Source organism: Nesterenkonia alba DSM 19423 (assembly GCF_000421745.1).
GTDB lineage: Bacteria > Actinomycetota > Actinomycetes > Actinomycetales > Micrococcaceae > Nesterenkonia > Nesterenkonia alba.
Window position 1 is genome coordinate 97,110 of record NZ_ATXP01000009.1, and the last position, 10,437, is coordinate 107,546.

A 10,437-nucleotide genomic window follows, 5' to 3' on the forward strand; every position below is an offset into this window, starting at 1 on the left:
GCTCACCGCTCGGTGATGGTGATGTCAGCACCGAGCGCTTCGATCTTCTCGATGAAGTGCTCGTAGCCACGGTTGATGATCTCGATGCCGGTGACCCGGGAGGTTCCAGTGGCCGCCAAGGCGGCGATGAGGTGTGAGAACCCGCCGCGTAGGTCGGGGACGTCGATGTCGGTGCCGGTCAGTTCACTGGGGCCGGAGATGACCGCTGAGTGCAGGAAGTTCCGTTGCCCGAACCGGCACGGGTTGGAACCGAGACATTCGCGGTGCAACTGAATGGAGGCGCCCATGCGTTTCAGCGCCTCGGTGAAGCCGAAGCGATTCTCATAAACGGTCTCGTGGACGATGCTGACCCCGTGGGCCTGGGTCAGTGCCACTACCATGGGTTGCTGCCAGTCGGTCATGAAGCCGGGGTGGACGTCAGTCTCCAGCACGAGGGGCTGCAAGGGGTGGCCGGCGTGCCAGAAGCGGATGCCGTCGTCGTCGACCTCGAACTCCCCGCCGATCTTCCGGTAGGTGTTCAAAAACGCGGTCAGATCCCGCTGGACTGCTCCTTTGACGTAGATGTCCCCGCGGGTGACCAGGGCGGCTGAGGCCCAGGAGGCCGACTCGTTGCGGTCGGGGATGGCGCGGTGTTTGAACCCGGAGAGTTTCTCCACACCTTCGATTCGTATCGTCCGGTCGGTGTAAACGGTGATGATCGCGCCCATCTGCTGCAGGATGGCGATCAGGTCGTGGACTTCGGGTTCGACCGCGGCGTTCTTCAGTTCGGTGATGCCTTCGGCCATCACCGCGGTCAGCAGCACCTGCTCAGTGGCACCGACCGAGGGGTAGGGAAGTTCCAGTTTGGCCCCGCGCAGCCCCTTGGGTGCGGTGATGTGGATGCCGTGGACTTGTTTGTCTACCACCGCACCGAAGTTACGCAGTACTTCCAGGTGGTAGTTGATGGGGCGGTCGCCGATGCGGCAGCCGCCGAGGTCAGGGATGAAGGCTTCCCCGTTCTTGTGCATCAGGGGACCGCAGAACAGGATGGGGATCCGGGAGTCGCCGGCGTACGCGTCGATCTCGGAGTGCTCTGCGGAGTAGGTTTCCCGGGGGTCGAGGCTGAGGTCTCCGGTCTGCGGGTCTGCGACGACTTTGACCCCGTGGATGGAGAGCAGGTTGGTGACGATCTCGACGTCTTTGATCTCCGGGACGTTGCGCAGCTCGGAAGTTTCACTGCCCAGCAGGGAGGCCACCATCGCTTTGGGCACCAGGTTTTTGGCGCCGCGGACGTGGACGGTTCCCTGAAGCGGTTTCCCGCCCTGAATGGTGAGCAGTTTGGCCATGTGCGTGTCGGGTCCCTTCGTGTGGCAGGCGGAATCTCAGCCGTGGACACTGTACCCAACGGAGCCTGGGAGATCGTCGGTTTCCCCGGTGGAGGTGCACAACGATTCGGTGACGAATCGGAGACGAGCCTGTCAGACTTTGACGGGCAGGGTCTTCGGCTTGAAGCCGGGACGGGTCTCCTCGAAGCGGGTGATGGCGTCTTCGTGCCGCAGGGTCAAGGAGATGTCGTCGAGACCTTCCATGAGCCGCCAGCGGGTGTAGTTGTCGATATCGAAGGTGGTATCCACCGATCCGCAGCGCACTGTGCAGTCTTCGAGACTGACGGTGATCTCAGTCCCGGGCTCCTTTTCGAGTTCTTTCCAGATGAGCTCGACGTCGGGCTGGGCCACTTTGGCGGCCAGGACTCCGTTCTTCGCGGCGTTGCCGTAGAAGATATCGGCAAAGCGGGAGGAGATCACTACTTTGAAGCCATAGTCGCGTAGTGCCCAGACCGCGTGCTCACGAGAGGAGCCGGTGCCGAAGTCGGGACCAGCCACCAGCACACTGCCGTGACGGTAGGGCTCCTGGTTGAGGATGAACTCAGGTTTCTTCCGCCAACTGGCGAAGAGGGCGTCGTCGAACCCGGTCTTCGTGACACGTTTGAGGTAGACGGCGGGGATGATCTGGTCGGTGTCGACGTTGCCCTGCTTCAGCGGCACGCCGATTCCGGTGTGGGTGGTAATCGGTTCCATGGGGAGGTCCTTGGGGTGCTGGATTAGGCGGGAACGGGCTGAAGCACATCAGAGGGTGCGGACAATGTGCCACGCACGGCGGTGGCAGCGGCTACCACCGGGGAGACCAGGTGGGTGCGCCCACCTTTGCCCTGCCGGCCTTCGAAATTCCGGTTGGAAGTAGAGGCACACCGTTCGCCCTCGGCGAGCTGGTCGGGGTTCATGCCCAGGCACATGGAGCAGCCGGCGAAACGCCATTCTGCCCCGAAGTCCTTGAAGATCTCATCGAGCCCTTCGGCTTCGGCGTCGAGGCGGACTTTATGTGAGCCCGGTACCACGATCATGCGCACATCCGGGTCTTTCTGCCGGCCCCGGATGATCTCAGCTGCAGCGCGCAGGTCCTCGAGCCGGGCGTTGGTGCAGGAGCCCAGGAAAACGGTGTCGACCCGGATGTCCTTCATGGCAGTTCCGGGCTCTAAGTCCATGTACTGCAGTGCCCGTTCAGCGGATTCGCGCTCGCCAGGGTCGTGGAAGTTCTTCGGGTCGGGGACGACGTCGTTGAGACTGACTCCCTGCCCGGGGTTAGTTCCCCAGGTGACGAAGGGTTCAAGTTCATCGGCGTCGATGATGACTTCGGCGTCGAACTGCGCTCCCTCATCGGTGCGCAGACTGCGCCAGTACTCCACTGCCGCTTCCCAGTCCTCCCCGGTGGGGGCGTGCGGGCGGCCTTTGACGTATTCGAAGGTGGTCTCATCCGGAGCGATCATCCCGGCCCGGGCCCCGGCCTCGATGCTCATATTGCAGATGGTCATCCGGGCTTCCATGGACAGCTGCTCGATCGCACTGCCGCGATACTCCAGAACGTATCCCTGCCCACCGCCGGTGCCGATCTTGGCGATGACCGCCAGGATGATGTCCTTGGAGGACACCCCGGGCTTCAGCGTGCCGTTGACGGTGATGGCCATGGTCTTAAACGGCTTCAGCGGCAGGGTCTGGGTGGCCAGGACGTGCTCCACCTCGCTGGTGCCGATACCCATGGCCAGGGAGCCGAAAGCCCCGTGAGTGGAGGTGTGGGAGTCTCCGCAGACAATGGTCATCCCCGGCTGGGTGAGTCCCAGCTGGGGGCCCACCACGTGGACGATGCCCTGGTTCTCATCCCCCAGGGAGTGGATGCGCACCCCGAATTCCTCCGCATTAGCCCGCAGGGTGTCCACCTGTTTGCGGCTGATGGGGTCGGCGATCGGCTTATCGATCTCCAGGGTGGGGGTGTTGTGGTCCTCCGTGGCAATGGTGAGGTCGGGTCGACGCAGCGGTCGGCCGGCCAGGCGCAGGCCTTCGAAGGCCTGTGGGCTGGTGACCTCGTGGACCATGTGCAGGTCGATGTAAATGAGATCCGGGGAGCGCTGACCGTCTTTGTCCTCACCACGGACGACGACGTGGTCGCGCCAGACCTTCTCTGCGAGCGTGAGCGGCTTCTCCGCCATCATTCCTCCAGGTCAGTTCTTCCGCCGCAGACCCCGGGGTGTGGGATGCGGCGTCGGGCAGCTCGGGTACAAGCTCCTGGTATCGATAGAACCACTCGTGGCTGGAAGAGTTCCACAGATCACGACGCCGATCTCAATATTCGAGATAATATAGGGCTCGTGGTGACGAACAATTCTGCTGGACCCAGTTCCGCCCTGCCTCCGGACCCGCCTCGCCCGCTGCACTCCCCCTCGGGGATCGGTGTGGTGGATAAGTCGGTGATGATTATGGATGCGCTCGAGGCCGGCCCAGCGACGCTGGCCCAGCTCGTCGAGTGCACCGGCCTGGCTCGGCCCACGGTGCACCGTATCGCCTCCGCACTGGTCCATCACCGGTATCTGACGCGGGATGTCCGGGGCCGGTATGTCATCGGCTCGCGATTGGCTGAGCTGGCATCCGCCGCGGGGGACGATCAGCTCGTCTCAGCAGCTGGACCTATTCTTCTCAAATTGCGAGACGCGACGGGTGAATCCTCGCAGCTGTACCGTCGTCAAGGTGAAGCACGCATCTGCGTCGCCTCAGCGGAGCGGCCCATTGGGCTGCGCGATTCGATCCCGGTGGGCACTCAGCTGTCGATGAAGGCAGGGTCGGCGGCCCAGGTGCTGCTGGCGTGGGAGGATCACGAACGTCTGGTGGAGGGCCTGCAGGGTGCCCGCTTCACTCCCACGGTGCTGGCGGGGGTCCGCCGTCGCGGCTGGGGTGAGTCGCTGGCCGAGCGCGAAGCTGGCGTAGCGTCGGTCTCCGCACCGGTGCGCGGGCCTTCGGGGCGGGTTATCGCCGCGGTGTCCATCTCCGGACCGATCGAGCGGCTGTCTCGCCAGCCAGGACGGAAGTTCGCTCCGGTGGTGGTGGCAGCAGCCCACCAGCTCACCGAACTGGTGCGCAACAACCCCGAAGGTGACCACGGGCTCTCCAGCGACGGGGCATAAACACAGCCACGGCCACCACTGGCTCCATCTCTGCGGCCTCGGCCCCTTTCCTCTTCAGTCGCTGAGTGAGTCCCATCCGTCGCGACCGGGCCGCAGCTGGGTGACCGCCTCTGGTGATCCTGCTTCGACGTAACCGATCGTGCGGAATCCTGCCGGCACCTCGACGTCGTGCGGGAATGTCGCGAGCAGGGCGTAGTCCTCTCCCCCGTTGAGGACCCAATCCACGGCTGCGGCGGTGCCCTGGCCCAGCATGCGGGCCACCGGGGTCAGTGCTTCGGCGTCGGCGGCGATGATGTCTTCGTCGATGATGAGCCGGACCCCGGAGGCCTGGGCGAGCCGGCGGGCATCGCGCAGCAGCCCATCGGAGATGTCCATCCCGGCAGTGGCTCCGGCTTCCAGCGCCGCCGGCCCGGCTCCCAGGTCGGGGTCCGGGCGGGTTTGGGCTTTCAGACAGGCGGTGAACACCTCACGGTGTTTCTGCCAGATGCTGCGCTGGGTCTCGGTGGCCGGGGCGCTCAGTGGCCGCTCAAGCAGAGCCAGCCCGGCCGCGGCCCGGCCCAGAGGCCCGGCGATCGCCAGTCGCTCCCCCGGTTGGGCTCCGGCCCGGGTCAGAGCCGACCCATCCTCGCCGAGGGTCCCCACCGCGGTGATCGTCACCGAGATGCTCTCCGCGGAACCGAGGTCCCCTCCGGCCACAGCACAGTAGGGGGTGCGGTCTGCGGTGCAAGCACGGATGAGCCCGGCGCAGAAAGCTTTCACCCAGCTGACGGTGGTCTCCGCCGGCAGGGTCAGGCTGACGAGCAGGGCCCGGGGTACTGCCCCCATGGCGCTGAGGTCGGAGAGGTTTTGGGCGGCAGCTTTGATGCCAATGTCGTAGGCGCCGGCGTCGGCGTCTTTCCACCAGCTGAGTCGGAAGTCCCGGTCCTGACTCATCGTGTCAGTGGTGAGCACGGTGTCGCCTCCGGCTACCGACCGCAGCACGGCGGCGTCGTCGCCTGGCCCCAGGAGCAGGCCACTTTCCGCCACTGCGCTGTTGTGCGGTTCGAGGGTTTCGCGGATGATGGCGAGGACGGCGTCCTCGCCCTCCTGGCTGACAGTCGGGGACGTTTCGGTCATGGCTCCCATGGTCCCATGTGCCGCGCCGATATCCCGGCAATGGCTAGGCTGATCTCTTATGGAACACAACAAGCGGACTCGAGTCGTGGCGGCTGGGCGACCCCATGAGCCGAACTCTCCGGTCAATCCGCCGGTGAATTTCACCTCCACCTACGTCTACCGTCCCAGTGTCGACTACCCGCAGGTCTACGCTCGGGAGGGGATTCCCAGCTTCACTCCGTTGGAGGAGTTGCTCGCAGAGCTGGAAGGTGGGCGGCATGGCCTGGTGTTCTCCTCGGGGCTTTCGGCGATCAGCGCGGTGGTCCAGCAGTTGCCGCTGGGGGCCCACCTCATCATTCCGCGCCACGCTTACATGGGGTATTACTCCATGGTCCAGCAGATGGCTGCCAAGGGATTGCTGACGGTGCATCGGGCGGATATCGCTGAGACCGACGAGGTGCTCGCTCAGCTGAGGGACGTCGCTCAGGTCGCTTCTGCTGAGCAAACCGAGGCCCTGCTGTGGATTGAGTCTCCCACCAACCCCATGCTGGAGGTCGCCGATGTTCCGGCGCTGCTGGCGGAGGCTAACCGGCTGGGGGTACGCACCGCGGTGGATAACACCTTCGCCACTCCGCTGCGTCAGAATCCGCTGGCCTGGGGGGCCGATGTGGTGGTTCATTCGGTAACGAAGTTCCTTTCTGGACACTCCGACGTCATCATGGGTGCGGCAATCACCTCCGATGAGCAGCTGTTCACCGCCCTGCATGCCCACCGCAACCTGCATGGGACCATCCCTGGACCCATGGAGGTGTTCCTGGCCCTGCGCGGGGTGCGTACTCTGGCTGTCCGGCTGGATGCTGCTGAACGCAACGCAGGCGTGCTGGCGGCACGGTTGCACCAACGTGTCGACGACGACGTCGACCCCACCCTGGTTTCTGTGACCTATCCGGGGTTACCCACTCACCCGCAGCACGAACGGGCCGCGGAGCAACTGGGCGGGTTCGGCGCCATCATCACCGTGGACACTGGCAGCCTCGAGGCCGCTGATGCGGTGCTGGAGAACCTCCGAGTGTGGACCCCTGCCACCAGCCTGGGTGGGGTGGAGTCCTTAGTCGAGCGGCGTCGTCGTCATCCCGGCGAACCCGATTCGGTGCCAGAGGGCATGCTGCGGTTATCGGTGGGGATCGAGGATGTCGAGGATCTCTACCGGGATTTCACACAGGCCCTGGACGCCACGGCGACTGTCACCCGCTAGCCCATGGGCGCACTCATCGCTGCGGCGGGGCGGCCCGAGATGTTCTCAGGCCTGCACTGGGGGCTGCTCGGGCTCGCAGGTGCCCTGGGGGTGCTGGTGGTCTTCGGCATGCGTCGGATCCGTACGACGCCGGCACAGAACTGGGTTTTGCCGACCGCCGGGTGGGTGCTGCTGGTCATTTCGGTGATGTACACGGTGTGGCTGCTGCTGCCCGGTCAGTGGGACCTGGAGCAGTCTCTGCCGTTGCACTATTCGGATGCCTTGCGCTACATCACCGCCTATGCGCTCATCCGCCGAGCACAGTGGGCGGTGGCGGTGACCTATTTCTGGGGGCTGACGTTGAATTCCCAGGCGCTGGTGACCCCGCATCCCACCATGCTGGATTTCTCCGTGAATGCGGGGTTCTACTGGGTGACTCATATCGCGGTCTTGCTGGCTCCGCTGGCCTTGCTGACCACCGGGTGGCGCCCACAGTGGAGAGATTTCGCGGTGGCCTACGGGTTGGCCGCAGCATGGGCGGGACTGGTGATGCCTGCTAACGCGGTTTTAGGCACAAACTATGCGTTTCTGAATCGCCCGCCGGATGGGGCGTCACTTATTGATTTCTTGGGGCCCTGGCCGGTCTACGTGTTCTGGTTAGCGGTGCTGGTCGCTGTGGTGTGGGCCCTGATGACGTGGCCTTGGCGCGGAGCACACCTCACCTCGTCAGCACGGGGCTCATAGGATAGGCACATGGCTGCCGCAGGGGTTCCGAGTGCTTTCTCTGCGAGATTCTGGATGCCATGATTCAAGTCATCCTCACCGGCTTCTGGCTGGGACTGGTCTTCAACGCCGCCCCCGGACCCGTCTTTACCGAATCGCTGCGACGTGGAGTCAGAGGCGGATTCGGTCCCGCCTTTGGCGTGCAGACCGGCTCCCTGGTCGGAGATGCAGCCTGGGCGATCCTCGGCCTGGCAGGAGCAGCTGCCCTGCTGACCCAGCCGCATCTGCATATACCGATCACCCTGGCAGGCTGCCTGGTTCTCCTTTTCCTCGGCGGACAAGGAATCCACGCAGCACTCAAAACACCGACACCCAACACCTCAGGTGCAGCAACGGAACCCACCAGCACGAAGAGTGGTCCCCTTGTCGCTGGAGCCCTGATGTCCTTAGCCAGCGTGTGGAACGTGGTCTATTGGGGCGGAGCAGGAGGAGCCGTCGGCGGCGCACTCGGAGAAGACGCAGCCCTCAGCGCACTGCTGGTGTTCTTCGCCGCATTCATGGCGTCCTCGCTGCTGTGGTGCTTCATCTGCGCAGGATTCATCGCCGGTCTGCGCCGGGCGATGAGTCAACGCTGGACCCGCATCATCGAAGGCGGAGCAGGCGCAGCCCTCATCGTCATGGCAGCAACGCTCGCCATCCAAGCCGTCGACTAGACCCACTCGTTGGCTTCTTCGGTCTGCTCTACGCGGCTTGGAGAGGGCGGATTGCTTCCAGCTCCGCGGCATGCACGGCTTTCTGAATCTCCAGGTCGTAGTGAGTCTGGGCATTGGTCCAGAACTCAGGGTTCATCCCGAAGTATCGACCAAGACGCAGCGCAGTATCGGGAGTGATCCCGCGCTTTCCGTGAACGATAGCGTTGATCCGAGTAGGCTTAACTCCGATGTCCTGGGCAAGCCGGTACTGAGAAATCCCCATGGGCTTGAGGAAATCCTCAAGCAGGATCTCTCCAGGATGTACGTGGTGCGTAAGACTCATCGCTGTGGCTCCTTCCATATTTCAGTGATAGTCAGTGATTTCAACATCGGCAGGGCCGGAGGCCGTCCAGGTGAAGCAGATACGCCATTGCTTGTTGATGCGGATACTGTACTGTCCGCGACGGTCGCCGACCATTGCTTCTAAGTGATTGGCTGGAGGGACCCTGAGGTCGTTGAGGTCGTGGGCGTAGTGGAGCTGCTGCAGCTTCCGTACCGCCACCTTCAGAATGCGGGGATCGAACTTTCTGTGCTTACCAGTGGTCCAAACCTGTTCCGTGACTGAATCTCTGAACGACTGGATCACAACCCAATATTACCGCTCCGCGATAATATCAACAAGCGGTAATAGTCACTCTGTCGAGAAGATGGGCAACTAAGTGGGCCAGGAGGCTGCGGCTACCTGAGCGGTACGGACCACGGTGGCGAACTCCTCCATGTAGATCCGGAGCGCCGTGGAAGCTGGAGTTCACCCAGGAACTTCATCGACCTGCGGCTCCCCCAGATGATCTCGCAGGCTTTCAATGACCAGTTTGTCACTACTGACGTATTCACCCGACCGCGCATGCTCCTCCAGACGGTGCTGCTCAGCATGAGCAACTCGCTGATCGATCAGGGCGGCAGTCTCCGGACTGACCGGCTCTGAAGCCTGCACTGTTCGCAGCAATGCGTAGGCGAGTTCCAGCTTGTCGTCGTCCTCAAGCTGCTGAGCTTTCTCCAGAAGTTCCTCATCCACAATGTCCCAATGGCATGCCGCCAACCTCACAGGACGGAAGAACGCGTACACTATGGATCACCGGCCAGCACTGGCGGCTAGGGTTCCGTCGACGCACGACGTCGAGACTGGTTCAAGCGCCGCGATACGCAGCCACTCACAATGAGCAGCAGCGTGGATCTCAAGGGATAGAAACCTTCAGGAGTGGAGTCGGCATCTTTTGATGCCCACGACCACAAGAAAGATCCATGACCCACTCAGCCCGCGCACCTCATTTCCGCCGTCTCGTCTATTCCCTGGCCACCAGCATCGGGGTCAGCTTCGGAGCGATTCTCTTCGGCACCTCCGTGATGCTGACTTCCCAAGCAGCGGGATCGGTCTTCTCCATCTCGCTGCTGTCGACCGCCTTCTCCGGCTCCGTCTTGGTCGGTGCGGCGTTCGCTGTTCATATCGGACGTCATGCTGACGCTCACGGCATACGAGGCATTATCGGACTCGGCGGAATCCTTGTCTGCACTGGCTTCCTCATCTTCTCGGTGGCTACTGAGCCGTGGCATGTACTGCTGGCCTGGTGGGGTTTCATCGGACCAGGCAGCGCGATGGTGCTCTTCGATCCAGGTTTCATCGCTATCCAACAATGGTTTCCCCGTGAACAACGAAACAAAGCTGCGGGAATCCTCACCCTGATCACAGGACTGGCCGGACCAATCTTCATCCCCACTGTCACCTACTCAACAGACCTCCTCGGCTGGAGGACCACCTCTGCCTTACTCGGCATCGCAGTCCTCACGACGACATTGGAATGCCCCCGGTGTTAGGTCCAGTTCTTATGTGAGCTGCGGGGGTTGATCTTCTCTTGTGTGGCGGCAGGCTGCGGCGTAGGCCGCTGGGGGTTGGTAGCCCAGTGAGGAGTGCCGCCGGTGGTGATTGTAGTCATACTTCCAGTCGCTGATCACGACCCTCGCGTGGAGCAGGGAGTAGAAGCTGTTGATGTTCAAGCACTCATCCCGGATCCTGCTGTTGAAGGACTCCACATAGCCGTTACGCCATGGTGCCCCCGGCGGGATGTAGTGCAGTCCGACCTTCTGCCCGGCCCAGTCGGCGAGGGCCTGGCTGATCAGCTCCGGACCGTTGTCACAGCGGATCACCT

13 protein-coding genes are annotated in these 10,437 nt (G+C 63.2%); 5 read left to right on the top strand and 8 right to left on the bottom strand.

All coding sequences use genetic code 11. From position 1 onward, the window contains the following. Positions 1–2: 2 nt before the first annotated feature. The 3 genes from murA to leuC form a co-directional block, all read right to left on the bottom strand. Positions 3–1,325 (bottom strand): UDP-N-acetylglucosamine 1-carboxyvinyltransferase, encoded by a 1,323-nt coding sequence (gene murA, locus H578_RS0108185; protein ID WP_022873212.1) that lies wholly within the window; start codon positions 1,323–1,325, stop codon positions 3–5. Between the two features lie 132 nt (positions 1,326–1,457). Then, the gene (leuD, locus tag H578_RS0108190; protein ID WP_022873213.1) at positions 1,458–2,057 is read right to left on the bottom strand and encodes a 3-isopropylmalate dehydratase small subunit; all 600 of its coding nucleotides are present in this window, start codon (positions 2,055–2,057) and stop codon (positions 1,458–1,460) included. Between the two features lie 23 nt (positions 2,058–2,080). Continuing rightward, positions 2,081–3,520 carry a 3-isopropylmalate dehydratase large subunit gene (gene leuC / locus H578_RS0108195; RefSeq protein ID WP_022873214.1) on the bottom strand — a complete coding sequence of 480 codons (1,440 nt, stop codon included), beginning with the start codon at positions 3,518–3,520 and terminating at the stop codon, positions 2,081–2,083. A gap of 195 nt (positions 3,521–3,715) precedes the next feature. Here leuC and H578_RS0108200 point away from each other — a divergent pair, with 195 nt between their 5' ends. Then, entirely contained in the window at positions 3,716–4,489 is a 774-nt protein-coding gene (locus H578_RS0108200; protein WP_425411260.1) for an IclR family transcriptional regulator, read from the top strand. A gap of 54 nt (positions 4,490–4,543) precedes the next feature. On the opposite strand, the gene thiL is transcribed toward H578_RS0108200, so the two are convergent. Then, positions 4,544–5,605 carry a thiamine-phosphate kinase gene (gene thiL / locus H578_RS14190; RefSeq protein ID WP_022873216.1) on the bottom strand — a complete coding sequence of 354 codons (1,062 nt, stop codon included), beginning with the start codon at positions 5,603–5,605 and terminating at the stop codon, positions 4,544–4,546. Positions 5,606–5,663: 58 nt separating this feature from the next. Here thiL and H578_RS0108210 point away from each other — a divergent pair, with 58 nt between their 5' ends. From H578_RS0108210 to H578_RS0108220, 3 genes are read left to right on the top strand one after another with little or no spacing between them, the layout of a single operon-like run. After that, a complete protein-coding gene (locus tag H578_RS0108210) occupies positions 5,664–6,839 on the top strand; it encodes a trans-sulfuration enzyme family protein (RefSeq protein ID WP_028464086.1) in 1,176 nt (391 codons plus the stop codon). A 3-nt stretch (positions 6,840–6,842) separates the two neighbouring features. Continuing rightward, positions 6,843–7,562, top strand: coding sequence for a YwaF family protein (locus H578_RS14195; RefSeq protein WP_022873218.1), 720 nt, complete (start codon positions 6,843–6,845; stop codon positions 7,560–7,562). A gap of 59 nt (positions 7,563–7,621) precedes the next feature. After that, positions 7,622–8,254 carry a LysE family transporter gene (locus H578_RS0108220; protein ID WP_022873219.1) on the top strand — a complete coding sequence of 211 codons (633 nt, stop codon included), beginning with the start codon at positions 7,622–7,624 and terminating at the stop codon, positions 8,252–8,254. Positions 8,255–8,282: 28 nt separating this feature from the next. Here H578_RS0108220 and H578_RS0108225 read toward each other — a convergent pair whose 3' ends face one another. From H578_RS0108225 to H578_RS0108235, 3 genes are all read right to left on the bottom strand, one after another. Continuing rightward, entirely contained in the window at positions 8,283–8,576 is a 294-nt protein-coding gene (locus H578_RS0108225; RefSeq protein WP_022873220.1) for a HigA family addiction module antitoxin, read from the bottom strand. A gap of 21 nt (positions 8,577–8,597) precedes the next feature. After that, positions 8,598–8,879, bottom strand: a complete 282-nt coding sequence (locus H578_RS0108230) for a type II toxin-antitoxin system RelE/ParE family toxin (protein WP_022873221.1) — start codon at positions 8,877–8,879, stop codon at positions 8,598–8,600. Between the two features lie 162 nt (positions 8,880–9,041). Continuing rightward, the gene (locus tag H578_RS0108235) at positions 9,042–9,308 is read right to left on the bottom strand and encodes a hypothetical protein (protein ID WP_022873222.1); all 267 of its coding nucleotides are present in this window, start codon (positions 9,306–9,308) and stop codon (positions 9,042–9,044) included. Positions 9,309–9,535: 227 nt separating this feature from the next. Between H578_RS0108235 and H578_RS0108240 the strand changes: the two genes are divergently transcribed. After that, entirely contained in the window at positions 9,536–10,105 is a 570-nt protein-coding gene (locus H578_RS0108240; RefSeq protein WP_022873223.1) for an MFS transporter, read from the top strand. A 9-nt stretch (positions 10,106–10,114) separates the two neighbouring features. Here the strand turns inward: H578_RS0108240 and H578_RS0108245 are convergent. Further along, positions 10,115–10,437 (bottom strand): integrase core domain-containing protein (locus tag H578_RS0108245; protein WP_028464087.1); only part of this gene is annotated, 323 nt, incomplete at its 5' end.